The 26,529-nt window shown below is 54.4% G+C and carries 25 protein-coding genes and 1 tRNA gene; 19 read left to right on the top strand and 7 right to left on the bottom strand.

Annotated elements, in window-relative coordinates:
• Position 1: 1 nt before the first annotated feature.
• Both F3J29_RS09620 and wrbA read right to left on the bottom strand, forming a co-directional pair.
• A complete protein-coding gene (locus F3J29_RS09620; RefSeq protein ID WP_008455653.1) occupies positions 2–229 on the bottom strand; it encodes a YccJ family protein in 228 nt (75 codons plus the stop codon).
• Positions 230–239: 10 nt separating this feature from the next.
• Complete coding sequence (gene wrbA / locus F3J29_RS09615) at positions 240–836, bottom strand: NAD(P)H:quinone oxidoreductase (RefSeq protein WP_166865674.1); 597 nt, start codon at positions 834–836, stop codon at positions 240–242.
• 377 nt (positions 837–1,213) lie between these two features.
• Between wrbA and F3J29_RS09610 the strand changes: the two genes are divergently transcribed.
• The 6 genes from F3J29_RS09610 (at position 1,214) to rutR (ending at position 4,620) form a co-directional block, all read left to right on the top strand.
• Positions 1,214–1,387 (top strand): con-10 family general stress protein, encoded by a 174-nt coding sequence (locus F3J29_RS09610; protein ID WP_008455651.1) that lies wholly within the window; start codon positions 1,214–1,216, stop codon positions 1,385–1,387.
• 222 nt (positions 1,388–1,609) lie between these two features.
• Positions 1,610–2,092, top strand: coding sequence for an Hcp family type VI secretion system effector (locus tag F3J29_RS09605; protein WP_166865672.1), 483 nt, complete (start codon positions 1,610–1,612; stop codon positions 2,090–2,092).
• 13 nt (positions 2,093–2,105) lie between these two features.
• On the top strand, positions 2,106–2,573 hold the full coding sequence (locus tag F3J29_RS09600) for an STM2901 family protein (protein ID WP_166865670.1): 468 nt from the start codon (positions 2,106–2,108) through the stop codon (positions 2,571–2,573).
• Positions 2,558–2,902 carry a DUF1493 family protein gene (locus tag F3J29_RS09595; protein WP_166865668.1) on the top strand — a complete coding sequence of 115 codons (345 nt, stop codon included), beginning with the start codon at positions 2,558–2,560 and terminating at the stop codon, positions 2,900–2,902. Before F3J29_RS09600 ends, F3J29_RS09595 begins: the two co-directional genes overlap by 16 nt.
• Before the next feature lie 105 nt (positions 2,903–3,007).
• Positions 3,008–3,943, top strand: coding sequence for a DMT family transporter (locus F3J29_RS09590; RefSeq protein WP_166865666.1), 936 nt, complete (start codon positions 3,008–3,010; stop codon positions 3,941–3,943).
• Positions 3,944–3,981: 38 nt separating this feature from the next.
• Positions 3,982–4,620, top strand: coding sequence for an HTH-type transcriptional regulator RutR (rutR, locus tag F3J29_RS09585; RefSeq protein WP_166865664.1), 639 nt, complete (start codon positions 3,982–3,984; stop codon positions 4,618–4,620).
• Positions 4,621–4,626: 6 nt separating this feature from the next.
• Here the strand turns inward: rutR and F3J29_RS09580 are convergent, their stop codons facing one another.
• Positions 4,627–5,019, bottom strand: coding sequence for a lysozyme inhibitor LprI family protein (locus F3J29_RS09580; RefSeq protein WP_166865662.1), 393 nt, complete (start codon positions 5,017–5,019; stop codon positions 4,627–4,629).
• A gap of 60 nt (positions 5,020–5,079) precedes the next feature.
• Positions 5,080–9,042, bottom strand: coding sequence for a trifunctional transcriptional regulator/proline dehydrogenase/L-glutamate gamma-semialdehyde dehydrogenase (gene putA, locus F3J29_RS09575; protein WP_166865660.1), 3,963 nt, complete (start codon positions 9,040–9,042; stop codon positions 5,080–5,082).
• Positions 9,043–9,468: 426 nt separating this feature from the next.
• On the opposite strand from putA, the gene putP reads away from it, so the two are divergent.
• The 12 genes from putP to F3J29_RS09515 all read left to right on the top strand — a co-directional run bounded on the left by putP (position 9,469) and on the right by F3J29_RS09515 (position 22,262).
• Entirely contained in the window at positions 9,469–10,977 is a 1,509-nt protein-coding gene (gene putP / locus F3J29_RS09570; protein ID WP_166865658.1) for a sodium/proline symporter PutP, read from the top strand.
• Between the two features lie 332 nt (positions 10,978–11,309).
• Entirely contained in the window at positions 11,310–12,143 is an 834-nt protein-coding gene (efeU, locus tag F3J29_RS09565; protein WP_008455644.1) for an iron uptake transporter permease EfeU, read from the top strand.
• Positions 12,144–12,207: 64 nt separating this feature from the next.
• A complete protein-coding gene (efeO, locus tag F3J29_RS09560; protein WP_166865657.1) occupies positions 12,208–13,332 on the top strand; it encodes an iron uptake system protein EfeO in 1,125 nt (374 codons plus the stop codon).
• 5 nt (positions 13,333–13,337) lie between these two features.
• Positions 13,338–14,624, top strand: coding sequence for an iron uptake transporter deferrochelatase/peroxidase subunit (efeB, locus tag F3J29_RS09555; protein WP_166865655.1), 1,287 nt, complete (start codon positions 13,338–13,340; stop codon positions 14,622–14,624).
• 704 nt (positions 14,625–15,328) lie between these two features.
• The gene (phoH, locus tag F3J29_RS09550; RefSeq protein ID WP_008455641.1) at positions 15,329–16,117 is read left to right on the top strand and encodes a phosphate starvation-inducible protein PhoH; all 789 of its coding nucleotides are present in this window, start codon (positions 15,329–15,331) and stop codon (positions 16,115–16,117) included.
• A 265-nt stretch (positions 16,118–16,382) separates the two neighbouring features.
• Positions 16,383–16,706, top strand: coding sequence for a PTS sugar transporter subunit IIB (locus F3J29_RS09545; RefSeq protein ID WP_008455640.1), 324 nt, complete (start codon positions 16,383–16,385; stop codon positions 16,704–16,706).
• A 92-nt stretch (positions 16,707–16,798) separates the two neighbouring features.
• A complete protein-coding gene (gene chbC / locus F3J29_RS09540) occupies positions 16,799–18,157 on the top strand; it encodes a PTS N,N'-diacetylchitobiose transporter subunit IIC (protein WP_166865652.1) in 1,359 nt (452 codons plus the stop codon).
• 55 nt (positions 18,158–18,212) lie between these two features.
• The gene (chbA, locus tag F3J29_RS09535) at positions 18,213–18,563 is read left to right on the top strand and encodes a PTS N,N'-diacetylchitobiose transporter subunit IIA (protein WP_008455638.1); all 351 of its coding nucleotides are present in this window, start codon (positions 18,213–18,215) and stop codon (positions 18,561–18,563) included.
• 11 nt (positions 18,564–18,574) lie between these two features.
• Complete coding sequence (chbR, locus tag F3J29_RS09530) at positions 18,575–19,411, top strand: transcriptional regulator ChbR (protein WP_034808027.1); 837 nt, start codon at positions 18,575–18,577, stop codon at positions 19,409–19,411.
• A gap of 90 nt (positions 19,412–19,501) precedes the next feature.
• A complete protein-coding gene (locus F3J29_RS09525) occupies positions 19,502–20,845 on the top strand; it encodes a 6-phospho-beta-glucosidase (protein WP_166865650.1) in 1,344 nt (447 codons plus the stop codon).
• A gap of 210 nt (positions 20,846–21,055) precedes the next feature.
• The gene (chbG, locus tag F3J29_RS09520; RefSeq protein WP_166865648.1) at positions 21,056–21,817 is read left to right on the top strand and encodes a chitin disaccharide deacetylase; all 762 of its coding nucleotides are present in this window, start codon (positions 21,056–21,058) and stop codon (positions 21,815–21,817) included.
• Positions 21,818–21,917: 100 nt separating this feature from the next.
• A complete protein-coding gene (locus tag F3J29_RS09515) occupies positions 21,918–22,262 on the top strand; it encodes a nitrous oxide-stimulated promoter family protein (RefSeq protein ID WP_166865646.1) in 345 nt (114 codons plus the stop codon).
• Between the two features lie 245 nt (positions 22,263–22,507).
• On the opposite strand, the gene F3J29_RS09510 is transcribed toward F3J29_RS09515, so the two are convergent.
• The 3 genes from F3J29_RS09510 to F3J29_RS09500 form a co-directional block, all read right to left on the bottom strand.
• Positions 22,508–22,595 (bottom strand) — tRNA-Ser (locus tag F3J29_RS09510).
• A 301-nt stretch (positions 22,596–22,896) separates the two neighbouring features.
• Positions 22,897–23,670, bottom strand: coding sequence for an SGNH/GDSL hydrolase family protein (locus tag F3J29_RS09505; protein ID WP_166865644.1), 774 nt, complete (start codon positions 23,668–23,670; stop codon positions 22,897–22,899).
• A 10-nt stretch (positions 23,671–23,680) separates the two neighbouring features.
• A complete protein-coding gene (locus tag F3J29_RS09500; RefSeq protein ID WP_166865642.1) occupies positions 23,681–24,727 on the bottom strand; it encodes a porin in 1,047 nt (348 codons plus the stop codon).
• Between the two features lie 409 nt (positions 24,728–25,136).
• Here F3J29_RS09500 and F3J29_RS09495 point away from each other — a divergent pair, with 409 nt between their 5' ends.
• A complete protein-coding gene (locus tag F3J29_RS09495; RefSeq protein ID WP_166866649.1) occupies positions 25,137–26,510 on the top strand; it encodes a class-II fumarase/aspartase family protein in 1,374 nt (457 codons plus the stop codon).
• Positions 26,511–26,529: the final 19 nt, after the last annotated feature.

Raw genomic sequence — 26,529 nt, 5'->3', positions numbered from 1 at the left:
ATTAAACGTTTTTGCGCTCGATGGTCTGTTCGCCCCAGAAGAGCGAGTCCTTATCGGTTTTAGCAAAGGCGAGCGGCAGCACTTCATCGCTCCCTTCTTCCCAAATTTTTTCGGCCAGCTTTTCGTCATACTTTGCCAGCTCAAAAATGGCTTCTGCAATTTCTGGTGAAGTGTTGCGCAGACTTGCCCACTCGCCAACGTGGTGGGCTTTTGCTTGCGATGTTGTCATTACTCCTCCGTTAACCTTTCATTTTGACTGCCAGGCCTGCGACGTGTTCTCCCTGGTAGCGGGCGATCGCCAGCTCTTCCTGACTTGGCTGACGTGAGCCGTCGCCGCCGGCAATGGTTGTGGCGCCATAAGGCGTCCCGCCGCGAACCTGAGAAACATCAAACAGCTCTTGCGCCGCATAGCCGATAGGCACAATCACCATTCCATGGTGGGCGAGCGTGGTCCAGGTGGAAGTGATGGTCTGCTCCTGGCCGCCGCCGGTTCCAGTGGAGCTGAATACGCTGCCCAGTTTGCCGTAAAGCGCGCCGGAAGCCCAAAGGCCGCCCGTTTGATCGAGGAAAGTACGCATTTGCCCGGCCATATTGCCGAAGCGGGTAGGGGTACCGAAGATGATAGCGTCGTAGTCGGCCAGCTCCTGCGGCGTGGCGACAGGGGCTGTGTGGGTTTTGCCCCCGGCTTTAGCAAAGACTTCCGGGGCCATGGTTTCGGGCACGCGCTTTATCGTCACTTCCGCCCCATCGACTTTCTGTGCACCTTCCGCCACGGCTTTAGCCATAGTTTCGATGTGTCCATACATTGAATAATAAAGCACCAGTACTTTAGCCATCTTGCTTCACTCCTCAGTTGAACTGCAGTTTTACTGCCCTTCTTTAAAGATATGATCTGTGGCGCAGAGTGCAAACCTGAGTGACCTTTCCTTGATACATCACAAGCGCAGATGAAATTTTGACCCTGTAGCATTAGCTAACATTTTACTGGCTGTTTTTTGACCATGTAGAAGAGGGGCTTATCGCGTCGCATTGGAAGGATAAAAAGATAAGCTCACCGGCATGTTTCTGGATATGTCTGAACAGAAGCCCGACCGCGCCGGTGCACTAAGCTTAGACCCACGCGGTAACGTTGGCGGCAGGCCCGCCTGGCCGCGTGGCAAAAGCGTTCTCTTTTATTGAATGCAATATGATGTCCTAAATCCGGAGGTTAGAAATGGCAAACCATCGTGGTGGTTCAGGTAATTTCGCTGAAGACCGTGAAAGAGCATCAGAAGCAGGTCGTAAAGGTGGCCAGCACAGCGGCGGTAACTTTAAAAACGATCCGCAGCGCGCCTCAGAAGCGGGTCAAAAAGGGGGTAAAAACAGCCACGGTAGCAAAAATAAATAGCCGTGACTTTGTGAAGCGCACGGCGAATTAACGCTTGCGCCGAAATACCCCGACCGCCGGTTAGCCGGCGGTTTTTTTATCCTAAAAAGACTGAGTCTTAATTTCTTAATTTTATTATTTTGTTTTAATTCAGTTGATTAGGAGCTGCTGTGATTCATGAATGCATTCAACGTGTTTACACTAACCGTCAATGAATACTGGAAACTATAAGAAATTAGGAAAATGGCGATACCAGGTAATATGTGGTTATACGACGACGGTGGCGCACTTATCAAAGGTGGCTGCGATGTAGAGAACAGGGAATTCAGCATTGAGTTTAAAGGTTTTCACCACAACCTTGCCACGCCTACCGATGATTTTACGGGGAAACCAACGGGGAAACGCATTCATTCCCCGGTGATGGTTGTAAAAGAGTTCGATTATTCCAGCCCGTATTTGTACAAAGCCGTTGCCACGGGCCAGGCCCTTCAAAAGGCTGAATTGAAATTCTACAAAATCAGTGATGCTGGTCAGGAAGTGGAGTATTTCAACATTCTGCTGGAGGGCGTACGCATTGTTTCAGTCTCTCCATCAATGGCCTCACCAGAAGATAAAAATAATAATCACCTGGAAACCGTAGAGCTTCGCTACGAGAAAATTACGTGGAAGCATTGCGACGGAAATATCATTTTCGCTGACGCATGGAACCAACGTCAGACGGCTTAATGGGGTCTCATGGATGGACACAACCGAAGAACTGTACGGCACGTATTTTTATCACGGGCATTCAAATGTAACCCCAGGTGAGTTATTTGACCTGATTTTTATTGAGCAGTTGGCTGATGCGTTAGGTATGACTACTGAGGCCGTTACCCTGGTTCTGATAGATCAGCCGTACATACCTGTTTCAGGCAAGCTATCGGCGGCAACGAATACGCCAGGGACAAGTGTTGCGTCTATTGTTTCAAGAAAGCTCTTGGGTGATGCTCGTTTCCCTTTTGGCCTCAAGCCGAGCGCTCCTATGGGGAAGTTCTCAAAGCTCAAGATGGTTCCTACAACCAGGATTGCAACCTTCTTGGGGCGCTGGGTTCCCTTTGTTGGCTATGCAGGGTTGATAATCACAGTTCAGCTTGTCGCCATGCGTACACGCAATAAATTTAACCTGATTGCTCGCCCGAAAGACCGCATACAATGGACGTCATTCTGATGAGTAGGGATTATGAATCGGAGGTTATCCGGTACATAATGGAGCGTTATCCGGTAAGGAAGCGCTGGTTTAGACCGGAGTTGCGGCAAGTTACTAAGGAGTGGACTCTTGCGGATGATTTTCAATTTGTGCCAGAGGACGCCCACGCCTTTTTGCTAGATGTGTTTGAGCATTTCAACATTGAATACTCGAACTTTGATGGCAGGAACTACTTTGAATACGAGTACCCATTCTGGCAAAAAAGACCATCACCAGAACCTGAGATAAAGCCATTGACCGTTGCAATGATTATCGAGTCAGCAAAAGCAGGTAAATGGCTATTCGACTAAGCAAGACCGTCTTTAGCGGCGGTTTTTTATTTTCCCATTGCAACAAAATATGACTGGAAGCACTATAGCACCTCGACTTTCACCCTGATTTTTCCGGTCTCCCTCATGTCTGCGCCATTAAGCCGTTATAAATTCTCCGTTAAGCCGCAGGAAGCGCTGCTTATCCTCATCACCATGTTCTGGGGCGGTACGTTCCTGGCCGTACAGTACGCCATGACAATGAGCGATCCGTTTTTCTTTGTTGGCCTGCGCTTCGCCACCGCCGCCATTGCCGTGGGGCTGCTCTCACTCAAATCGCTGCGCGGATTAACCTGGATTGAAATCAAAGCGGGGGTGACGATCGGCGTGGCGATTGCCATCGGCTACAGCATGCAGACCTGGGGACTCCAGACGATTCCCAGCAGCAAATCCGCCTTTATTACCGCGATGTACGTGCCCGTTGTGCCGCTCCTGCAGTGGATTTGCCTTGGCCGTATGCCGGGGCTGATGTCCTGGATTGGCGTCGCGCTGGCGTTTGTTGGCCTGATTTTTCTTGCCGGGCCGGAAGGCACCAGCCTTTCGCTGGGAGCCGGGGAAATCATTACGCTTATCGGTGCCGTGGCGATTGCCGCTGAGATAATCCTGATCAGCGCCTGGGCAGGGAAAGTGGATATCAAACGTGTGACGGTAGTACAGCTGGCCACGGCTTCGCTGGTATCGTTCGCGGCGATGGTCCCCGCCGGGGAAAGCGTGCCGCATTTCAGCCCAGGGCTGGTGATGATTGCCCTGGGGCTTGGGATTTTCAGCGCCATCATTCAGGTGACGATGAACTGGGCGCAGCGCAGCGTGTCGCCGACACGCGCCACGGTAATTTATACCGGCGAGCCGGTTTGGGCGGGGATCTTTGGCCGCATGGCGGGAGAGCGTCTCCCGGTGCTTGCGCTGGTTGGCGGGGCGTTGATCGTCCTCGGGGTGCTGGTTAGCGAGCTTAAGCTCAAGCGCAAGAAAGCGGCAAACGCAGCGCGCGGCTGGCAGGACGATTCCGAAGGCGAGGGCGTCTGAGCTATACTTCAGGCCAGCGAAAAAAAAGGAGAACTCGCATGGCCGCCACCGATATCAAAACCCCTGGACGCCGATCGAAAGCCGTCGCCGCCAAAAAACAGGCCATTCTTGACGCTGCGCTGGCATTTTTTTCGCAATATGGCATCCACGGTACCAGCCTTGAGCAGGTGGCCGAGCGGGCCGAAGTGTCAAAAACCAACCTGCTTTATTACTACCCTTCGAAAGAGGCGCTTTACATCGCGGTGCTGAAGCAGATTCTGGATATCTGGCTGGCGCCGCTGCGTGCCTTTCGGGAAGATTTGCAGCCGCTGGTGGCGATTGGGGAATACATTCGCCTCAAGCTTGAAGTTTCAAGGGATTACCCGCAGGCCTCTAAGCTGTTTTGCCTGGAGATGCTGCAGGGCGCGCCTTTACTGAAAGGCGAGCTGACGGGCGACCTGAAAGCGCTGGTGGATGAGAAGTCGGCGATCATTGCGGGCTGGGTAGCCCACGGCAAACTGGCGGCGATAGATCCGCATCATCTGATTTTTATGCTTTGGGCCACGACTCAGCACTACGCGGATTTTGCCAGCCAGGTTGAGGCCGTTACCGGCAATACGCTGCAGGAGGAAGATTTCTTCCGCCGCACGGTGGAAAACGTGCAGCGGATGATTATTGAGGGGATTCGGGTGCGGTAATCACGCTTACTTAGGGGGCAGGACGCAGCTCACGTCGCCCTCTTCGCACTCCAGCGTGCCCTTTAGCAGCTCGGTACGTTCCAGCGTTTTATCCGCCAGGCAGTTGGCGCGCACCATCGGGTAAACCGAACCCTGTTCCGCGCCTGAACTCATAAAATCACAGTCCGCATCGCGGAAGGCAATCCACGCGTTCTGCGCCTTTTTGAGCAGATCTTTTTGCTTGTCGGTTGCCCGGGACATCACTTCTTTGTAGGTTTTATTCAGCCGCTCGTCCTGCTTTTTATACTCTGCGGCATAGCACTGGTTCATATCGGCCTGGGTGGTGGCGGAATCACAGCCATCGGCCAGTGCCGCCCCGCTCAGCAGCAGCCCGCCAACAAGTAAACACACGCGTTTCATTTCGCTGTCCTCAAATAAAAAAGGCTCTCATGACGAGAGCCTTTGTATCCTGACAGACTGTTAACCGATTGTCATCAGGCTGGCGTTGCCGCCGGCGGCGGCGGTGTTCACGCTCAGCGAACGCTCCACGTAGAGACGCTCGAGCAGGATGTTACTTTCCCCGCGCGCGAAGCCCTGAACGGAAACAATCGCCCCGGATCGCGCCGCGACGGCTTCGCAAAGTTTGCGCAGCTGGTCGGAGTCGCCGTGGTAAATCACCGCCTCAAACGGCTGCTTGAGCAGATCTTCCGGTTTCGCAAAATCAATCTGCTGCTGCACGGCTTTAGGCAATTGCTTCGCCAGGTCGCGATGCAGGCTGTCATCCGCCCACAGCACGCGGCTGCCCACGCTGGTGACCGCCGCCAGCTGTACGAGCGCATCGCGCTGATCGTCCGCGACGCAGAGAATGCGTTCGCGCGGCAGCAGAGCATAAGTATTGCGCTCTCCGGTTGGGCCAGGCAGCACGCGCAGCGTTCCGCTTTGCGCCAGCGAACCAAATTGCTGGCAAATGGCTTTCAGCTCTTCGCGGTTGGCCGCCCACTCGCTTAGCGCCTGATGGGCAACCTGCAGATCGCCCTTCAGGGAGGCATCCACCGGGGTTTGGGCATCGTGGCGGTTGAAGGTGACTTGCAGCGCGTTTTCCGGGCGGCTCGCCAGCAGGCGGTACAGGTACAGCGGACCACCGGCTTTAGGGCCGGTGCCGGACAGGCCTTCACCGCCGAACGGCTGAACGCCGACCACGGCGCCGACCATGTTGCGGTTAACGTACATGTTGCCGACGTGGGCGGAGCCGGTGACCTGGGCAATCGTCTCGTCGATGCGGGTATGCACGCCGAGCGTCAGGCCATAACCTGCGGCATTGATCTGTTTAATCAGCGAGTCAAGATTGTTGCGGCTGTAGCGCACCACGTGCAGCACCGGGCCGAATACCTCTTTCTTCATCTCGTCGAAGCTTTCCAGCTCGATAAGGGTTGGCGCTACAAAGGTGCCGGACTGCCATTCGCGCGCGTCCACGCTGTTTTCACGCACGGCCTGGAACACGGTGCGGCCTTTGGCGCGCATCGCCTGGATGTGCTGCTCAATATTCTGCTGCGCTTCGGCGTCAATCACTGGCCCAATGTCGGTGGTCAGGCGGCCTGGATTACCCATGCGGCATTCCGCCATGGCACCACGAAGCATTTGCAGCGTGTGGTCTGCCACGTCTTCCTGCAGGCAGAGTACGCGCAACGCGGAGCAGCGTTGCCCGGCGCTGTCGAAGGCAGAAGACACCACGTCCACCACGACTTGTTCCGTTAGCGCGGAGGAGTCCACGATCATGGCGTTGAGGCCGCCGGTTTCCGCAATCAGCGGCGTTGGGCGGCCCTGAGGATCAAGGCGGTCGGCGATATTGCGCTGCAGCAGAGACGCGACTTCAGTAGAGCCGGTGAACATCACGCCGCGTACGCGGGCGTCGCCCGTCAACTGGGCGCCGACGGTTTCACCGCGGCCAGGCAACAGCTGCAGTACGCCAGCAGGTACGCCAGCTTCAAGCAGGATAGCCACGCCCTGGGCGGCAATCAGCGGGGTTTGTTCTGCGGGTTTAGCCAGTACGCTGTTGCCGGCGGCAAGCGCGGCGGCAATCTGGCCGGTAAAGATTGCGAGCGGGAAGTTCCACGGGCTGATACAGACCACAGGACCAAGAGGGCGATGCGTTTCATTGTCGAAGTCGTCACGCACCTGGCCTGCGTAATAATGCAGGAAATCCACGGCCTCACGCACTTCGGCGATGGCGTTGCTGAAAGTTTTCCCTGCTTCACGCACCAGAATGCCGATCAGCTGCTGCATGCGGCTTTCCATCATCACGGCGGCGCGTTCGAGAATGGCAGCACGCTCCTGCGGCGGGGTGGCAAACCAGATCGGCGCGTGGTTGACGGCATTCTCAAGGGCGAGAGAAACCTCTTCGCCGGTAGCTTCACGGGTGTAGCCCACGATATCCGTTGGCTCAGCCGGGTTTTTCACCGGCGTTAATTCGCCTTCAATAACCGGCTGCTCCAGTACGGGCGTGGCCTGCCATTTCTGCGCGGCGCTGTTCAGCAGGGCGGAAGAAAGCGATGCCAGACGGTGTTCGTTTGCCAAATCAAGGCCGCTGGAGTTGGTGCGCTCGGCCCCATACAGCGCTTTTGGCAGGGCGATTTTGGGATGCGGTAAGCCCGGTTGGCCTTCTTTGGCGGCCATGGCTTCCACCGCGCTCACCGGGTCGGCAACCAGTTCGTCCAGCGGCAGCGTTGCGTCGGCAATGCGGTTGACGAAAGAGGTATTGGCGCCGTTTTCCAGCAGGCGGCGCACCAGGTAAGCCAGCAGCGTTTCGTGTGTCCCCACTGGGGCGTAAATGCGGCAAGGGCGGTTCAGTTTGCCGTCGGCAATTTTTCCCACCACCTGCTCATAAAGCGGCTCGCCCATGCCGTGCAGGCACTGGAACTCGTACTGGCCTGGGTAGTAGTTCTGCCCGGCAAGGTTATAAATTGCGGCCAGAGTGTGGGCGTTATGGGTCGCAAACTGCGGGTAGATCAGATTCGGCACGGCCAGCAGTTTTTTGGCGCAGGCGAGGTAAGAGATGTCGGTATACACCTTGCGGGTATAAACCGGGTAACCCTCCAGGCCATCGACCTGGGCACGCTTGATTTCGCTGTCCCAGTAGGCGCCTTTGACCAGGCGAATCATCAGGCGACGGCGGCTGCGGGTCGCCAGGTCAACCAGGTAATCAATCACAAACGGGCAGCGTTTCTGGTAGGCCTGGATAACAAAGCCGATGCCGTTCCAGCCCGCCAGCTCAGGTTCAAAGCAGAGTTTTTCCAGCAGATCGAGGGAGATCTCCAGGCGGTCGGCTTCTTCGGCGTCAATGTTAATGCCAACATCATACTGGCGAGCCAGCAGCGTGAGGGACTTCAGGCGCGGATAAAGCTCTTCCATGACGCGATCGTACTGCGCGCGGCTGTAGCGGGGGTGCAGGGCGGAAAGCTTGATGGAGATGCCCGGACCTTCATAAATACCGCGGCCGTTGGACGCTTTACCGATGGCGTGAATCGCCTGCTGGTAGGAAACCATATAGGCCTGAGCGTCGGCGGCGGTCAGCGCAGCTTCGCCGAGCATGTCGTAAGAGTAGCGGAAGCCTTTTTCTTCCAGCTTGCGGGCGTTAGCCAGCGCTTCGGCGATGGTTTCCCCGGTCACGAACTGCTCGCCCATCAGGCGCATCGCCATGTCCACGCCTTTACGCACCAGCGGCTCGCCGCTTTTGCTGATGATGCGGTTCAGGGAGCGGGAAAGGCTGGCTTCGTTATGGGTGGACACCAGGCGACCGGTAAACAGCAGGCCCCAGGTTGCCGCATTTACGAACAGCGACGGACTGCGGCCAATGTGCGAGTGCCAGTTCCCGTTGCTGATTTTGTCGCGGATCAGCGCGTCGCGGGTGGCTTTATCCGGAATACGCAGCAGCGCTTCCGCCAGGCACATCAGCGCCACGCCTTCCTGAGATGATAGGGAAAACTCCTGCAGCAGGCTCTGAACCATGCCCGCGCGGCCGGATGCCGTTTTCTGGTTGCGTAGCTTGTCGGCCAGCTGGTAAGCCAGCTTTTGCGTCTGCTCGGCGATAGCTGGAGCCAGACGAGCCTGCTCAAGGATCATCGGGACTGCGTCGGTTTCCGGGCGACGCCACGCGGCGGTAATCGCGGCCCGGCTGACGGACTGCGGCAGGATTTGCTCGGCAAAGTCGAGGAACGGCTGCGCCACTTCTTCAGGCTGCACCGGAGATTCTTCACTCTCATTGGCCGCCCCAGCCAGCAGGGCCGGTAGCTCAGGCAGCTCATCGCTGCTTTCCAGTCGCTCAAGATAATTAAAAATCGCCTGCTTAATCAGCCAGTGTGGGGTGCGGTCAATGCGCGAGGCGGCTTCTTTAATACGATCGCGCGTCGCTTCATCCAGTTTTACGCCCATCGTGGTGGTGCCCATACGACAGTCTCCAGGTTAAGGATTATTCGAGGTTGTGCTTTGTTAGCCAGCAATATCTATGAAGTTGCAACTTTGTGCAACCTTGTTAAATCGAAGCCGATAAAGGGCTCGCAAAAAAGGGGAATTGTTACCAGTAAGATAAGAAAATCGTCTGACGGAGCGGGAAGCGGAACGCTAGATTTATTGATGAAGTTAACACTTTTTAAAGGTGCAACCGCTAAAAGTGTGAGTAAGTGCAACCTGGTGAAAAATGCTCACCTAAGGCAGATGCAAACGATGTAAATGCCGTGTTAAATCGTTTGTGAAAAATAAAGGGTTCCGGCAGGATGCATTCCCCATTACATCACGATAACAACACAGCGCCTCGTTCCGGCGCGAAGCAGCCCGGTCAGAGAGAGCGGGCGTAATAGCTATGGAGAAGTCTGAATGACAATTAGCACACCGATGCTGGTGACCTTCCTCGTTTATATCTTTGGCATGATTCTCATCGGCTTTATTGCCTGGCGTTCAACCCGCAGCTTTGACGACTATATTCTTGGCGGCCGCAGTCTGGGGAGCGTGGTGACCGCGCTGTCGGCAGGTGCCTCGGATATGAGCGGCTGGCTGCTAATGGGGCTGCCGGGCGCGATCTTTATCTCCGGTATCTCAGAAAGCTGGATCGCCATTGGCCTGACCCTGGGGGCGTGGATCAACTGGAAATTAGTGGCAGGACGCCTGCGCGTTCACACCGAACTGAACAACAATGCCCTGACGCTGCCGGATTACTTTACCGGGCGTTTTGAAGATTCCAGCCGTCTGCTGCGGATTATCTCGGCGCTGGTGATCCTGCTGTTCTTCACCATTTATTGTGCTTCCGGCATCGTGGCCGGGGCGCGCCTGTTTGAAAGCACCTTTGGCATGAGCTATGAAACGGCGCTGTGGGCCGGCGCGGCGGCGACTATTCTCTACACCTTTGTGGGCGGATTCCTGGCGGTAAGCTGGACGGATACCGTGCAGGCCAGCCTGATGATCTTCGCCCTGATTCTGACGCCGGTGATGGTGATCATTGCCGTCGGCGGCCTTGATGATTCCCTGCTGGTGATTAAGCAGAAGAGCATCGAAAACATCGATATGCTGAAAGGGCTGAACTTTGTCGCTATCGTTTCGCTGATGGGCTGGGGCCTGGGCTACTTTGGCCAGCCGCACATCCTGGCTCGCTTTATGGCCGCGGATTCGCACCACACCATCGTGAACGCACGCCGCATCAGTATGACCTGGATGATCCTCTGCCTGGCCGGCGCCTGCGCGGTGGGCTTCTTCGGCATCGCCTATTTTAATAACAACCCTGAGCAGGCCGGGGCGGTGACGCAAAACGGCGAACGGGTGTTTATCGAACTGGCACAAATCCTGTTTAACCCGTGGATTGCCGGGGTGCTGCTCTCGGCGATTCTGGCGGCGGTGATGTCCACGCTGAGCTGCCAGCTGCTGGTGTGCTCGAGCGCGATCACCGAAGATCTGTACAAAGCTTTCCTGCGCAAAGGCGCGAGCCAGAAAGAGCTGGTGTGGGTAGGGCGCATGATGGTGCTGGTGGTGGCGCTGGTGGCGATTGCCCTGGCGGCTAACCCGGAAAACCGCGTGCTGGGCCTGGTCAGCTACGCCTGGGCCGGTTTTGGTGCGGCGTTTGGTCCGGTAGTGCTGTTCTCGGTAATGTGGTCACGCATGACCCGCAACGGGGCGCTGGTAGGGATGATTGTTGGGGCGGCAACCGTGCTGGTCTGGAAGCAGTTTGGCTGGCTGGGGCTGTATGAAATTATCCCTGGCTTCGCTTTCGCCAGCCTGGCCATTGTGGCGGTGAGCCTGCTGGGCAAAGCACCGTCCACTTCCATGCAGAAGCGTTTCGCCGAAGCCGATGCGGTTTACCATACCGCGCCGCCGAGCAAGCTGCAGCCTGAGTAAATCACCTCTTTCCGTCAGGGCCGGTTAATCCGGCCCTTTATAGGTTGCTGACAAAGAGGAAAAAAGCGTGGTTTTTCCCTCTTTGTGGTGAGCAGCCGAAAATCAATGAATTGATTTTCCTGTTTTTTTTAACGAGCTGTCTGATATTTTTTCTCTCGCCAGAGGTTTGCCATCAGTCTGAAGGGCCGGTTAATCCGGCCCTTTTTACATCTGGTCATAAATATGTAATCCCCGTCTCTTGTTTTTCTTTTCAGCGCTAATGATAATCACAATCGTTATGGTTTACTTTTCTTTACGTCAATTGACTTGTATTCACATCTGAGGTGTCAGGCATGTTTGTTCCGTTTCTCATCATGTTACGCGAAGGGCTGGAGGCAGCGCTCATCGTCAGCCTCATTGCCAGCTATCTGAAGCGTACCCAGCGCGGTCAGTGGATAGCCGTGATGTGGATTGGCGTTTTTGCCGCCGCTGCACTTTGCCTGGGCCTCGGTATCTTCATCAATGAAACCACCGGCGAGTTCCCGCAAAAAGAGCAGGAGCTGTTTGAGGGGATCGTGGCGGTTATCGCCGTGTTTATTCTGACCTGGATGGTGTTCTGGATGCGTAAAGTGTCCCGCAACGTCAAGGTGCAGCTGGAGCAGGCGGTGGATAACGCGCTGCACAGCAAAGGCAACCACGGCTGGGCGCTGATCATGATGGTCTTTTTCGCCGTCGCGCGCGAAGGCCTGGAGTCGGTGTTCTTCCTGCTGGCGGCTTTCCAACAGGACGTGGGCATTTGGCCACCGCTGGGGGCGATGCTGGGCCTCGCCACCGCCATCGTTTTAGGCTTCCTTATTTACTGGGGCGGGATTCGTCTCAATTTAGGCGCATTCTTTAAATGGACCAGTCTGTTTATTCTGCTGGTCGCTGCGGGCCTTGCCGCCGGTGCCGTGCGCGCATTCCACGAGGCCGGGCTGTGGAACCACTTCCAGGATATCGCGTTTGATATGAGCAACACGCTCTCCACCCATTCGCTGACCGGCACTTTGCTGGAGGGAATTTTTGGCTATCAGGAAACCCCTACCGTCAGCGAAGTGGCGATGTACTTCATCTATCTGATTCCGGCGCTGGTGCTGTTCTTTATGCCGCCGCGCGTGAACAACCAGGCGACCAATACGGCTCGTTAATTGATTTCCGGCGGGGCGACCCGCCGTTCAGTGATAACTACTCATTGCTTAATAGGGATAGGTCATGACCCAACATTTTCGTCTGAAGGCACTGCACGTTGCGCTGCTCGCGCTTGTCTCTTCCACGTTTGCCGCGCAGGCGGCGGATATTCCCCAGGTAAAAGTCACCGTCACGGATAAACAATGTGAGCCGATGAATGTGACCGTGAACGCCGGGAAAACCCAGTTCATTATCCAGAATAACAGCCAGAAAGCGCTGGAGTGGGAGATCCTGAAAGGGGTGATGGTGGTAGAAGAGCGTGAGAACATCGCGCCGGGCTTCTCCCAGAAGCTGACCGCTAACCTGCAGCCGGGTGAATACGACATGACCTGCGGTCTGCTGACCAACCCGAAAGGCAAGCTGGTGGTGAAAGCGACCGGCAAACAGGAAGCACCTAAATCCGATCTGCTGGCGCTGACCGGCCCAATCACCGAATACAAAGCCTACGTGACCGCTGAAGTGGCGGAGCTGGTGAAAGGCACCAAAGCCTTTACCGACGCGGTGAAAGCCGGCGATTTAGAGAAAGCCAAAGCCCTGTATGCGCCAACTCGTCAGCATTACGAGCGTATTGAGCCGATTGCCGAGCTGTTCTCAGACCTCGACAGCAGCATTGATGCCCGTGAAGACGACTTCGAGAAAAAAGCGGATGACCCGAAATTCACCGGTTTCCACCGTCTGGAGAAGATCCTGTTTGGCGACAACACCACCAAAGATGCCGCACAGTTTGCTGACAAGCTGAACGCCGACGTACTGGATCTGCAGACTCGCGTTTCCGAGCTGGCCTTCCCGCCGAGCAAAGTCGTTGGCGGCGCAGCGGGCCTGATCGAAGAAGTGGCGGCGACTAAAATCAGCGGGGAAGAAGATCGCTACAGCCACACTGACCTGTGGGACTTCCAGGCGAACGTCGACGGCGCACAAAAAATCGTTAACCTGCTGCGTCCTCAGCTGACCAAAGAGAACCCGGCGCTGCTGGCGAAAGTGGATGCGAACTTCAAGAAAGTTGACGCTATTCTGGCGAAATACCGCACTAAAGACGGGTTTGAAACCTACGACAAGCTGACGGATAACGACCGTAAAGCGCTGAAAGGGCCAATCACGACGCTGGCGGAAGACCTGTCTCAGCTACGTGGCGTGATGGGTCTGGACTAAGCATCATGAGCGATAAGGAAAACACCGGCGCGCACCAACCGGCGCGCCGCCAGCTGTTGAAAACATTAGGCGCCCTTGGGGGCGCTTTTGCCGTGGGCAGTGGTTGCCCGATGGCGGCGCATGCGGCGAATCCGGTCTCTTCGCCGGGTACGCTGCCGCCGGATGGTCGTCTGGAAAGCCAGCCGCTGTACGCTGAGCACCAGGCCGGCATTCTGACGCCTCAGCAGGCCGCCATGATGCTGGTGGCGTTTGACGTGCTGGCCAGTGATAAAGCCGATCTCGAACGTTTGTTCCGTCTGCTGACCGCCCGCTTTGACTTCCTGACCAGCGGCGGCCCGGCGCCCGATACGCCAAATCCACGGCTGCCGCCGATGGACTCCGGCATTCTTGGGGCGGAAATTTATCCGGATAACCTGACGATCACGGTTTCCGTCGGCAGCTCGCTGTTTGATGAGCGTTTTGGGCTACAAAAGCAGATGCCTAAAAAGCTACAGCCAATGACCAGCTTCCCGAATGATTCGCTGGATGCCAGCCTCTGCCACGGTGATTTGCTGCTGCAGATTTGCGCCAACACTAACGACACGGTGATCCACGCGCTGCGCGATATTATCAAGCACACGCCAGATCTTCTCAGCGTGCGCTGGAGGCGGGAAGGGTTTATTTCCAATCACGCCGCGCGCAGTCGCGGGAAAGAGACGCCGATCAACCTGCTGGGCTTCAAAGACGGGACGGCCAACCCGGACAGCCATGATAAGCCGCTGATGGACGACGTGGTGTGGGTGACTAAACAGCAACAGGAGCCGGCCTGGGCTGCCGGCGGCAGCTATCAGGCCGTGCGCATTATTCAGTTCCACGTTGAGTCCTGGGACCGCACGCCGCTGAAAGAGCAGCAGACTATCTTCGGGCGAGAGAAACACAGCGGTGCGCCGCTGGGTATGACAAATGAGCACGATGTGCCGGACTACGCCGCCGATCCTGACGGCGATGTGATTGCGCTGGATGCCCATATCCGCCTTGCAAATCCAAGGACCAAAGAGACGCAGTCGGGGCTGATGATGCGGCGGGGCTACAGCTATTCACTGGGCGCCACCAAATCCGGTCAGCTCGACATGGGGCTGCTGTTCGTCTGCTACCAGCATGACCTTGAAAAAGGCTTCCTGACGGTGCAGGGCAGGCTGAACGGCGAGGCGCTGGAAGAGTACATCAAGCCGATCGGCGGCGGGTATTTCTTCGCGCTGCCGGGCGTGCCGGATAAGCAGCATTATCTGGGACAGGGGATGATTGAGGCGTAATTATTGCCGTACCGGTGATGAGAGCCGGGAACAAATCTTCCCCTCACCCCGGCCCTCTCCCCACAGGGGCGAGGGAGAAAACAGTCGGCGGGAGCATTATTTATTCCCTCTCCCTGCCAGGGAGAGGGTAAATCCAGAAGCGACATTGTGACTGAGGGAAACCTTAATCGTTCTTATCGAGAGTGGTTTATGTAGATTTTCATTTGCTAACAATTCACCGGCCTGATTATTTATCGCAATTCCCTATGACTATCCCGCTGATATATTTCTGTAATATTGATGTGCGAAAACGGTACACAGCAGCAGATTGCGATTAAACGTTACTTAAAAGTGAAATTTATGTTGCATTTTAGGTGATGTTTGTTGTACTTAAAGCATGAGCGGTAGTTCCCTGCTGTGACGTTTAATCACTACGGAGATCGCGAATGGTTGGGTCCTGTACTGGACGGTTACTTAAACACTTTACCCGCACTACCCAGCGCGGAGGCCTCTCCTCCGGCTTCGCTATCTTCACCGCTAAATTTCCCCATTCAGAGTCAAATCAGCGTCCTAACGGTGCGTCAGGCAACGTTTCGCGTTCGCTTAGCGCACCCTCTCAAACGGCAGTTAATGGCTTACAAGGAAGCCAAACCTCATCCGTTAGTGGCCATAATCGCGCCTGTTCAGACGGCGCGGGAAATGAAACCAACTGTAAGGTGCCATCCATGGGAAGACAGAAAGCTGTGATCAAAGCTCGTCGCGAAGCAAAACGTGTGCTGAGACGGGATTCGCGTAGCCACCGGCAGCGTGAAGAGGAATCGGTCACCACGCTTGTGCAGATGAGCGGCGTAGAATCTATAGGCATGGCGCGCGACAGCCGCGACCATTCACCTATCGAAGCGCGTAATGAAGCTCAGGCGCATTACCTTAATGCCATCGAGAAAAAGCAGCTGATATTTGCTACCGGCGAAGCCGGCTGTGGCAAGACGTTTATCAGCGCGGCGAAAGCCGCTGAGGCCCTGATACATAAGGATGTCGACAGGATTATTGTTACCCGTCCGGTGCTGCAGGCCGATGAAGATCTCGGCTTCCTTCCCGGTGATATCTCAGAGAAGTTCGCCCCGTATTTCCGCCCGGTGTATGACATCCTGGTGCGACGTTTAGGGTCGTCTTTTATGCAGTATTGCCTGCGGCCTGAAATTGGTAAGGTTGAGATTGCGCCGTTCGCCTATATGCGCGGACGTACTTTTGAAAATGCCGTGGTTATTCTGGATGAGGCGCAGAATGTCACTGCAGCGCAAATGAAAATGTTTCTGACTCGCCTCGGGGAAAACGTGACGGTTATCGTCAATGGCGATATCACGCAGTGTGATTTGCCTGCGGGCGTACCGTCCGGTTTAAGCGATGCGCTGAACCGTTTTGAAGAGGATGACATGGTCGGCGTTGTTCGCTTTGGTAAGCAGGATTGCGTGCGTTCGGCCCTTTGCCAGCGTACGCTGAACGCCTACGACTGACGGTCTTCAACGATTTAGACAAAAGCCCAAACTTCGGTTTGGGCTTTTTTATTTGCGCGAATTATTTGGCCAAACTGTGAAGGCAGTCATAATGCCAGGTCAAGGAGAGACAATTTGTGAGACCCAGGAATTATCTCTCTTCGGAATGCATGCCGTATACTTTCCTCAAGCAGAGACAATAGTCTCTCTCCACAAACCCGCTTTGGAACAGCAACAATACGCCGCGGAAGTCCGTTACAGCGTATTGAGACTTGAGGAACAACTTATGCAAAAGAAAAAAATTTACCTGTTCTGCTCCGCTGGGATGTCAACCTCGCTGTTAGTGACCAAAATGCGAGCGCAGGCCGAAAAGTATGAAGTACCGGTAGAAATTGAAGCTTTCTCAGAGTCTTTAGCCAGCGAGAAAGGGAAACATGCGGACCTGGTGTTACTCGGGCCACAAATTGCCTACATGCAGGCAGATATCAAGAAATTGTTGCCCACCAAGCCTGTAGAAGTTATCGATTCTGCTCTGTACGGTAAAGTCGATGGGCTGGGTGTGTTGAAAGCGGCTGTGGCAGCAATTAAGAAAGCAGCGGCCGAGAGTTAATTTTTTATTCTTGTTTTGTTTAATTTTCCGTCAAAGAGCGACTTACACCTACAGCCGTAATAATTATTACGGCTTTCAAGGATATTTATAATATGAGTAAAGTCATTGATTCACTTGAGAAGGTTCTCCTGCCTTTTGCTGTAAAAATAGGAAAACAGCCTCACGTTAATGCCATTAAAAACGGTTTTATTAAATTAATGCCATTAACCCTAACCGGGGCAATGTTTGTTCTGATCAACAACGTATTCCTGAGCTTTGGCGCAGGGTCATTTTTCTACTCGTTAGGCATCCGTTTAGACCCCGAGACCATTGAAACCCTGAATGGGTTTAAAGCTATCGGCGGCAATGTGTACAACGGTACGTTGGGCATAATGTCGCTGATGGCGCCTTTTTTCATTGGCATGGCATTAGCTGAAGAAAGAAAGGTTGATCCATTGGCCGCGGGCTTATTATCCGTAGCCGCCTTTATGACCGTTACGCCATATAGCGTGGGTGAAGCCTATGCCGTAGGTGCTAACTGGTTGGGCGGTCAGAACATTATTTCCGGTATGATTATCGGTCTGGTCGTCGCGGAGCTGTTTACCTTTGTTATACGCAAAAACTGGGTCATTACTCTGCCGGATAGCGTACCGGCCTCGGTATCCCGTTCGTTCTCGGCGTTAATTCCAGGCTTCCTGATTCTGTCTATTTTCGGGATCATCTCCTGGGCGCTGTCTCACTACGGCAGCAACTTCCACCAGATCATCATGGACTCCATTTCGACTCCGCTGGCGTCAATGGGTAGCGTGGTTGGCTGGGCATACGTAATTTTCAACTCCCTGCTGTGGTTCTTCGGTGTTCACGGTTCTCTGGCGCTTACCGCTCTGGATAACGGCATCATGACCCCATGGGCGCTGGAAAACGTGGCGCTGTACCAGCAGTACGGTTCTGTTGAAGCCGCTATTGAAGCGGGTAAACAGTTCCACTTCTGGGCCAAACCAATGCTCGACTCCTACATCCTGTTGGGGGGTTCCGGTGCGACGCTGGGTCTGATTATCGCTATCTTCATCGCCTCTCGCCGCGCCGATCACCGTCAGGTCGCTAAGCTGGCGCTGCCGTCAGGCATCTTCCAGATTAACGAACCGATTCTGTTTGGTCTGCCGATCATCATGAACCCGGTGATGTTTATCCCGTTCGTGGCGGTGCAGCCGATTCTGGCCGCAATCACGCTGATTGCGTACTCCATGGGCATTATCCCGCCGGTGACCAACCTGGCGCCGTGGACCATGCCTACCGGCCTGGGCGCCTTCTTCAACAGTAACGGCAGCGTCGCTGCTCTGCTGGTGGCGCTGTTCAACCTGGGTGTTGCAACGCTGGTGTACATGCCGTTCGTTATCCTGTCCAACAAGGCGCAGGCGGTCATTGAAGAAGAAGAAAGCGAAGAAGATATCGCTAACGCACTGAAATTCTAAGTTCAGCCGGGGGAGGGAAGGCCTCCCCCGTTTTCAGAATCCGGGGAGCACGCTTATGTTTGATTTAGATAATGTTGTTGAAACTGAAGTGGAAGTGGACGATCTCGAAGAAGTGGTGATGGGCCTCATCATCAATTCAGGACAGGCCCGCAGCCTTGCCTACGGCGCGCTCAAAAAAGCCAAGCAGGGTGATTTCGCCGGGGCTAAAGAGATGATGGATCAGTCCCGTACCGCCCTGAACGAAGCGCACCTGGTGCAGACAAAGCTGATTGAAGGCGACCAGGGCGAAGGCAAAACCAAAGTGAGCCTGGTGCTGGTACACGCGCAGGACCACCTGATGACCTCGATGCTGGCGCGTGAGCTGGTCACCGAGTTGATTGAATTACACGAAAAAATGGACAAGTAGCAGGTCAGCATATGCAGCCAGAGATAGACAATATGGAAATTAACATTGTTCGTGAAAGCCAGCTGTTTAACGGCAAGTGTTTCCATGCGTTTATCTACACCAAAGAAGAGAGCGTGAGCGGGCTGCACCAGCATGACTACTACGAATTCACTATCGTGTTGACCGGGCGCTACTATCAGGAAATTAACGGTAAGCGCGTGCTGATGGAGCGAGGCGATTTTGTCTTTATTCCGGTCGGTTCCCATCATCAGAGTTTCTACGAGTTTGGTGCGACCCGGTTATTTAACGTGGGGATCAGTCAGCAGTTCTTTGAACAGCATTATATGCCGCTGCTGCCGTCCCATTTGGTGGCCTCACAGGTTTACCAGATTAAGGATGAATTCCTGGCGTTTATGGAATCGGTGATTGCCTCGTTTAATTTCCGCGAAGGGGAGTTCAACGAGTTCCTCGAAATGGTGAGTTTTTATGTCGTCAATCGACTGCGCCATTATCGGGAGTCGGAAAATCAGGATGATATTCCATTGTGGTTAAAATCCACCGTTGAAGGGATGCACGACAAAATGCGTTTTGGTGACAAAGCCTTATTAAACATGGTCGCGCTTTCGGGTAAGTCGCAGGAGTATTTAACGCGCGCCACTCAGCGCTATTATGGCAAAACGCCGATGCAGATTATTAATGAAATCCGCATTAATTTTGCCAAGAAACAGCTGGAGATTACTAACTCGTCGGTGACCGATATTGCCTTTGAGTCCGGCTACAGCAGCCCCAGCATGTTTATTAAGAACTTTAAAAAGGTCACCTCCTTTACGCCTAATAGTTATCGGAAGAAATTGTACAGCATTAATTAAGGTGCTGGTTTATTACCACGGTCAATATTGCGTTTTTATTAACTTATTCAATTTTCTAAATACGGCGCGTGGCGCTGTACGGGAGCCTGTATGACTAAGAAATTAAAAGTTGTTACTATCGGTGGCGGCAGCAGCTATACCCCAGAATTACTTGAAGGTTTTATTAAGCGCTATCATGAATTACCGATTACCGAACTTTGGCTGGTGGATGTCGAAGCCGGTAAAGAAAAGCAGGATATTATTTTCAATCTTTGCCAGCGCATGATTGAGCATGCCGGCGTGCCGATGACGGTACACAAGAGCCTCGACCGCCGTGAAGCGCTGAAGGACGCGGACTTCGTGACTACCCAGCTGCGCGTGGGCCAGCTGAAAGCGCGCGAGCTGGATGAACGTATTCCGCTAAGCCACGGCTATCTTGGCCAGGAAACCAACGGCGCGGGCGGCCTGTTCAAAGGGCTGCGCACCATTCCAGTGATTTTCGACATCATCAAAGACGTGCAGGAAATCTGCCCGGAGGCCTGGGTTATCAACTTCACTAACCCGGCCGGGATGGTGACCGAGGCGGTATTCCGCCACACCAACTTCAAAAAATTCATCGGCGTGTGCAACATCCCCGTTGGCATGAAAATGTTTATTACCGACGTGCTGAAGCTGACCCCGGAAGATGACCTGGGGATCGACCTCTTCGGCCTGAACCACATGGTGTTCATCAAAGATGTGCTGGTGAACGGCGAGTCCCGTTTTGCCGAACTGCTGGACGGCGTAGCCAGCGGTAAACTGAGCGCTAACTCGGTGAAAAACATCTTCGACATGCCGTTTAGCGAAGGGCTGATTCGTTCTCTGAACCTGCTGCCGTGCTCTTACCTGCTGTACTACTTCAAGCAGAAAGAGATGCTGGCCATCGAAATGGGCGAGTTCTACAAAGGCGGCGCGCGCGCTTCCGTGGTGCAGAAGGTCGAGAAACAGCTGTTCGAACTGTATAAAGATCCTAACCTGGACGTGAAACCGAAAGAGCTGGAGCTGCGAGGCGGGGCTTACTACTCTGACGCCGCATGCGAAGTGATCAGCGCTATCTACAATGATAAGCAGACCGAGCACTACGTGAACATCCCGCACCATGGCCACGTGGACAATATCCCGGCGGACTGGGCTATCGAAACGACCAGTATCATTGGCCGGGATGGTGCAAGGCCTCACCCACGCGTGACTCACTTCGACGAGAAAGTGATGGGCCTGATTCATACCATCAAAGGCTTCGAAGTGGCGGCGAGCCAGGCGGCGCTGAGCGGTGAATTCAACGATGTGCTGCTGGCGCTGAACCTGAGCCCGCTTATCCACTCTGACAAGGATGCGGAAGTGATTGCCAAAGAGATGCTGCTTGCCCATAAAGCCCATCTGCCAAACTTTGCGAAAGCTATCGAAAAACTGGCTTAATGCCTTGCCCTCCCCGGACGGGGAGGGCTGAAACTGATGACAAACCTCACGCGGATAAAATTCTGCAAAGTGTCACCAGAAAAATAAACAGGAAAATCAATTCATTGATTTTCGGCTGATAGCCACAAAGAGGGAAAAACCACGCTTTTTCTCTCTTTGTCAGTAATCTGTGCCCTCCCCGGATGGGGAGGGTCACTCAAGAGGGATGCTATGGACCGCTTACTGATTATCAACGCCGATGACTTTGGCCTGAGTAAGGCGCAAAACTACGGCATCATCGAAGCGTTTCACCACGGCGTGGTGACGTCGACCACCGCGATGGTTAACGCTGAAGCCATTAAACATGCCGCCGGGCTGTGCGCTCGCTATCCGGGGCTGGGGGTCGGCATGCACTTCGTGCTGACGCTGGGGCAACCGCTGACCGACATGCCGGTGCTGACTCGTAAAACGGGCACGCTGGGCAAGTGGATTTGGGAGATGGCGGAGCAGGGGCAGCTGGATCTGGACGAAATCAAGCGCGAGCTGGACAGCCAGTATCAGCGCTTTATAGATATTTTCGGTATTGAGCCGACCCATCTCGATAGCCACCACCACGTACATATGATCCCGGAAATCTTCCCCATCGTTGCGGCATTTGCCAGCGAAAAAGGGATCCCGCTGCGCGTCGATCGTGATGCCGCCAGCCGGGATAATATTTCACTGGCTGGCGTGAGAAGTACGCAAGGGTTCAGCAGCGAGTTTTACGGTGACGCTATTTCTGAAAGCCTGCTGCTGGAGTGCCTGGACGCTTCGGCTAAGCGTGAAGAGGCCTCACTGGAGGTGATGTGCCATCCGTCGTTTGTGGATAACACAATACTGAAAAGCAACTACTGCTACCCGCGCCTGGCAGAGCTGGAAGTGCTGACTTCCGCCGCGCTGAAGTATGCTATCGCCGAAAGAGGTTACCGGTTAGGCACTTTCCGCGACCTCTAACCCTTATTCGTGCTTCGGTCCATTGTCGGTAAGGTGTATTATAATTGCATCTTATCGACAATCATTGGCCGGACGTTTGACCGGTCGACCAGGTACAGCCATGTCCGGAAAACGAATCCAGCGCGAAAAGCAAACCATCGCTAAAATGCTCGCCCTGTACGAGCGCAAAAACCCTGCTGCCAGCCCCGATCCAGACCATTACTCACGGCTATATGACTACGCTGCCAAAAGGCTGGATCGCTGTGCTTTTGGCGAAGAAAAACCTGCCTGCAAGCAATGCCCCATCCACTGCTATCAGCCCGCAAAACGTGAAGAAATGAAGCAGGTGATGCGCTGGAGTGGCCCACGTATGCTGTTTCACCATCCGATTCTGACCGTGCTTCATTTGATGGACGATCGCCGTCCGGTTCCGCCGCTGCCGGAGAAATATCAGCGGAAGAAATAACGTTGGGCGGCATGCAATATACGAAAAAAAAGCCCGCATTTTCATGCGAGCTCTTCTTTAAATATGGCGGTGAGGGAGGGATGTTACTCGCACCGTCCATGGCGCTCGCCCTGCGGGTTGCCGGAGGCAATGCAAAACGGCCATCCTGCCGTTTTGGCGAACCCGGTCGAGGGTTCTCACCCGTCCCTCGTAGTGCAATATACGAAAAAAAAGCCCGCATTTGCATGCGAGCTCTTCTTTAAATATGGCGGTGAGGGAGGGATTCGAACCCTCGATACGTTGCCGTATACACACTTTCCAGGCGTGCTCCTTCAGCCACTCGGACACCTCACCATATTGTTTTGCCGCTCACCTTAGGTGGGCAACGGGGCGCTACTATAGGGAGTCCACCCTCTTCGGTCAAGCCTAATTTATGGATTATGCAGCGTTCGGTTAAGGTCTGAGCGGTTTTGGTCATTTTACGTGGAGGTTGTCGCCGTGAAGGTGTTTTTTAGCTAAGGCTTACGTTGAAACGGGACAGTCATCTGGTCGCCAGGGCAGTCCGTTGATACTGCCAGCGGACAGTACAGAGTGATGGAATAGAGGGCCTGGCGTTGCCCGGCCCTTGAGTAAAATCCCCCGCGGAACGGCAAGGTTACAAATTTTGTTGCCTGAATGCGGTGACCACTTCCCACGCGGTTTGCTGCAGCGCTCGCGCCGTAGGCTCTTTCATGTCGCTATCGACGGGCAGGGCACCGCCGACCGGCGACTGATTGTAGAGCGTGGCGAACAGCACGCAGGCGGCCAGGTAGCTCCCTGCCAGTGAAGGGTGGTTGCCATCGCTATGGTATAGATTGATTTCCGGGTGCTGCTGCAGGGACGCCGCAAAGGCTAGCCCGACGGGAGCCACATAGCCACCGGTTTGGCGGGCAATATCCAGGTAGGCTCGTTTTAATTTTTCAGTTTGCTCTGGCTTATCTTTGCGTGCCCAGGTCATAAACCAGACCACCTTTTCATTCGCCTTGTGGGCCATGGCCGCCATCTTTATCGCTGATTCGGTAAACGAGGCCCGGGTTGCCGCTTTGGCGGAGATCGTTTCCGTCGAATTTCCCTGGAAGATCACCGTATCCCAGGGCTGCAGGTTATTCTGAAAAGCAAGATTGGGAATATGCCAGCCTAAATGCCCGCTGGAGATGGTGATCCCGCGCCAGGCATATCCTTTCCCCCCGTCGGGCAGCAGCGAGCGAGCGAGATCGCGCAGGCGGGTATTAAGATTATTATTGTAATGCGTGTACGAATTTCCATACAGCGCCACCGTTTTACTGGGACCGCTTATCACGGCCTGCGGAGAAGGGGCGATAATTGTTTCTGCATGGACAAATGTGGTCATACACAGGCAGCTGGCTAACAAATAAAGGGCTTTTTTCATGTTCTTTTCCTTAGAAATCGTAGCGAAGTCCGCCAATAACGGCGTGTTCATTGCTTCTCTGGTTTTTATTGGCCAGGTTTTTAAGGTAAGTCAGAGAGAAATAAACATCTTTGGCCAGGGTTAATTGTGTTTCTGCCCGCCATCCACGGCGTTCTGCGATGTCCTTCCCATCTTCGTTTAGCGTGCTATAGCCGCCTAAGAATCTTAGTTTCTGGTATTTCCACGATATCAGTGAGTCAAAGCTCATATAATCGTTATCCGATTTATTATCTCTTTCAATAATGACTTTGCCTGCCGTGGCCGCGATGGAAAACGCGCCGTAGTCAACCTGTAGCCCACCGAGAAACTGTCGGTTTTTCTTTCTGCCATCGGTAGTTTTTACCCCGTCTTTACGGGTGTAAACGCTGGCCGCCAGGGCCGGGGTGAGAAGCACGTCCCCCAGGCGGAGGGATGTTCGGTAGCTGCCCATCAGGCCGTTATCAAGCGTTTTGTTGCTGCTGTTTCCATTTCCCGTCACGTACGCCAGCTGGATTTGATGCCCGGAAAAATCGGCATTCCACTGGAGCGTCCCGTCCTGACGGTTAAACTGATAGGAGTCATCAATGCTGGTGATGCCGTAGCTATAAACATTCGGCGTAAAGTTTTTATAGCGATCGGTCATTTTCATCACCTGGTACAGCGGGTTTTTGGTTCGTCCACCAATTAATTCCCCGTAGCGGGCATGGGAGAGGCCGATATAGGCATAGCGAGCATCAAAATCCTTATCTTTGGTTTTATTGTCATTCTTTTCGGTTCTCACCTGCCACTCAAGGCGGCCAACAACACGGGTATCGTCAATAAGGTCTATGTCGCGAGTGATATAAAGCCCAAGACGACCGCCGAGCTGGCTGCGTGCGTCACTGCCGGCAAAGGAGGCATCGCCATTTGCCAGCTGCCATTCCAGCCGGCCATAGATATCCAGCGTGGTTTTCTTATCCTGATAGACGTTCACCGCAAGGCTGGAATAACTGATGCCTAATAAGGTGAAAAGAGTAACGATTTTTACGGAGGTAAACATAGGGACCTTGCTCCAGAGTAAAAGTATTGCTAATAGGGAGGGGTTATTTTTTTAATGGCGATTTTTTAAACGCGAAAGAAAATAAGAAACAGGGGAAATGATTTTTCTCATAATAAATCGTGATTTCAGACACAAATTATTAGGCCGTTTGTCTTTTTATCGCTGATTAATTTAAAAGCGGCGTGGATGTCACAAGTATTTAAATGTTATGTGTCTCACAGCAGGATACTAATACGTTAAGTCGCTCACATTTTTGTTTTATCGCATTGGAAAGGGAGAGGGAAATAAATATTCCCATTTGGGAAGGCGACTGTTTCACGCACAATTACTGCGGCCATGAGAGCGCAAAGCGGTTGTCGCTCCAGGCCGATTGCGTCCGCTCGGGGCGCCACCACGACAGGAGTTTATGATGCGAGGCAGTCAAAGTTCGGTGTTTGATTCAGAGCTCTATGCTTCTCTGTTTACGCAGCCGGAGATGAAGGCCATCTGGTCTGACGAAAACCTCATTAGCTGCTGGCTAAGGTTTGAATCTACCGTGGCCAGCGTGCAGTCCGATCTGGGTATTATTCCGCCGCAGGCGGCCGAAGAGATCGCCGCGGCCTGTGCAACGCTGACCCTCAACTGGGATCGCCTTGCCGGAGAGACGCGCAGCGTCGGAATGCCCATCAAACCGTTGATTGACCAGATTGCCGATGCCGGCACGCCGCTGGTGAAAAAGTACCTTCACTGGGGATGCACCACCCAGGATCTGCTTGATACCGGCCTGGCAATGCGGTTGGGTCAGACGTTGACGCTGCTAAGAAGGCAAGTGATAACCCTGGGGGAGGTGCTGCAGGCGATGGCCGTGGCGCACAAGCGTAGCGTTATGGTTGCCCGGACCAATTCTGTCGACGCCTCTGCGACCACATGGGGGCTGCAGGTGAGCGGGTATCTGGGGGAACTCACGCGCCATCTACGCCGCCTCGATAATCTGTTTGCCCCGGCGACGACGGGATTATTTGGCGGGGCGGTAGGCAATCTTGCCTCCGTTGGCAGCCAGGGGCTGGCCACGCGTAATCGTCTGATGCAGGCGCTGGGGCTGACCTGCCCGTCAGGAATAATGAACGCCAGTCAGGATAACGTGGTTGAGGTGGTGCAGTGCTTTGCCCTCATTCACGGCACGCTGTGTAGAATTGCAAATGACGTGGAAACGTCCGGCAGAACCTCGATTGCCGAACTGCGGGAAGGCGAGGGGGGCGGCGGGTCCAGCGCTATGCCGCACAAAACAAACCCGCGTGCGAGCAATATGATCCAGACGCTGGCCAGGATGGGATGGATGTATGCCTCAGGCGCGCCTAACCTGCTGGATCAGCAAGATGTACGTGCGGCTTCGGTTCGGGTACTGAACTGGACGCTGGTGCCGGAAGCAGCACTGTGCCTGTCGACCGGGCTGGAACGGGGAGAGCGCCTCATTCGTCATCTGGAGGTCGATACTGTGAAAATGCGCGACAATTTTGCGGCATCGCACCATTTTATTATGTCGGAATCGGTCGCCATGAAGCTGGCGGAAAAGGTCGGCCGCAGCGAAGGGTACAATCTGGTCAAAGCCATCCTAAGCCAGGCCGATGGATCGCAGGATCTTTATCACAGCCTGCGCAGTTGCCCGACGATATCCGGTCTGCTAACGGAGGAAGAGCTTTCCCAGGCCTGCGATCCCGATAGCTGGCTGGGCTGTAACGATGCCTTAATTGAGGAGGCGGTCAGCGAGTTTGAAAGCGCGCTGGCAGGCAGGGATCGGGGTTAAAGTGACGCCTGTACTTCTC

Origin of the sequence: Enterobacter sp. Cy-643 (assembly GCF_011752815.1) — a bacterium.
In the GTDB taxonomy this organism is placed as follows: Bacteria; Pseudomonadota; Gammaproteobacteria; order Enterobacterales; family Enterobacteriaceae; genus Cedecea.
Note: the sequence above shows the minus strand (reverse complement) of the source record. Positions and strands in the feature narration are given on the sequence as shown.

Bases quoted from the DNA above. Each gene is read 5' to 3' on its own strand.
- putP (WP_166865658.1), top strand. From the start codon at position 9,469: ATGACAATTAGCACACCGATGCTGGTGACCTTCCTCGTTTATATCTTT.
- putA (WP_166865660.1), bottom strand. From the start codon at position 9,042: ATGGGCACCACCACGATGGGCGTAAAACTGGATGAAGCGACGCGCGAT.
- F3J29_RS09580 (WP_166865662.1), bottom strand. From the start codon at position 5,019: ATGAAACGCGTGTGTTTACTTGTTGGCGGGCTGCTGCTGAGCGGGGCG.
- efeU (WP_008455644.1), top strand. From the start codon at position 11,310: ATGTTTGTTCCGTTTCTCATCATGTTACGCGAAGGGCTGGAGGCAGCG.
- chbG (WP_166865648.1), top strand. From the start codon at position 21,056: ATGGACCGCTTACTGATTATCAACGCCGATGACTTTGGCCTGAGTAAG.
- rutR (WP_166865664.1), top strand. From the start codon at position 3,982: ATGGCCGCCACCGATATCAAAACCCCTGGACGCCGATCGAAAGCCGTC.
- F3J29_RS09620 (WP_008455653.1), bottom strand. From the start codon at position 229: ATGACAACATCGCAAGCAAAAGCCCACCACGTTGGCGAGTGGGCAAGT.
- F3J29_RS09595 (WP_166865668.1), top strand. From the start codon at position 2,558: ATGGACGTCATTCTGATGAGTAGGGATTATGAATCGGAGGTTATCCGG.
- F3J29_RS09505 (WP_166865644.1), bottom strand. From the start codon at position 23,670: ATGAAAAAAGCCCTTTATTTGTTAGCCAGCTGCCTGTGTATGACCACA.
- F3J29_RS09515 (WP_166865646.1), top strand. From the start codon at position 21,918: ATGTCCGGAAAACGAATCCAGCGCGAAAAGCAAACCATCGCTAAAATG.
- F3J29_RS09605 (WP_166865672.1), top strand. From the start codon at position 1,610: ATGGCGATACCAGGTAATATGTGGTTATACGACGACGGTGGCGCACTT.
- F3J29_RS09590 (WP_166865666.1), top strand. From the start codon at position 3,008: ATGTCTGCGCCATTAAGCCGTTATAAATTCTCCGTTAAGCCGCAGGAA.
- phoH (WP_008455641.1), top strand. From the start codon at position 15,329: ATGGGAAGACAGAAAGCTGTGATCAAAGCTCGTCGCGAAGCAAAACGT.
- chbC (WP_166865652.1), top strand. From the start codon at position 16,799: ATGAGTAAAGTCATTGATTCACTTGAGAAGGTTCTCCTGCCTTTTGCT.
- efeO (WP_166865657.1), top strand. From the start codon at position 12,208: ATGACCCAACATTTTCGTCTGAAGGCACTGCACGTTGCGCTGCTCGCG.
- F3J29_RS09545 (WP_008455640.1), top strand. From the start codon at position 16,383: ATGCAAAAGAAAAAAATTTACCTGTTCTGCTCCGCTGGGATGTCAACC.
- F3J29_RS09525 (WP_166865650.1), top strand. From the start codon at position 19,502: ATGACTAAGAAATTAAAAGTTGTTACTATCGGTGGCGGCAGCAGCTAT.
- chbR (WP_034808027.1), top strand. From the start codon at position 18,575: ATGCAGCCAGAGATAGACAATATGGAAATTAACATTGTTCGTGAAAGC.
- F3J29_RS09610 (WP_008455651.1), top strand. From the start codon at position 1,214: ATGGCAAACCATCGTGGTGGTTCAGGTAATTTCGCTGAAGACCGTGAA.
- chbA (WP_008455638.1), top strand. From the start codon at position 18,213: ATGTTTGATTTAGATAATGTTGTTGAAACTGAAGTGGAAGTGGACGAT.
- F3J29_RS09600 (WP_166865670.1), top strand. From the start codon at position 2,106: ATGGACACAACCGAAGAACTGTACGGCACGTATTTTTATCACGGGCAT.
- F3J29_RS09495 (WP_166866649.1), top strand. From the start codon at position 25,137: ATGCGAGGCAGTCAAAGTTCGGTGTTTGATTCAGAGCTCTATGCTTCT.
- F3J29_RS09500 (WP_166865642.1), bottom strand. From the start codon at position 24,727: ATGTTTACCTCCGTAAAAATCGTTACTCTTTTCACCTTATTAGGCATC.
- wrbA (WP_166865674.1), bottom strand. From the start codon at position 836: ATGGCTAAAGTACTGGTGCTTTATTATTCAATGTATGGACACATCGAA.
- efeB (WP_166865655.1), top strand. From the start codon at position 13,338: ATGAGCGATAAGGAAAACACCGGCGCGCACCAACCGGCGCGCCGCCAG.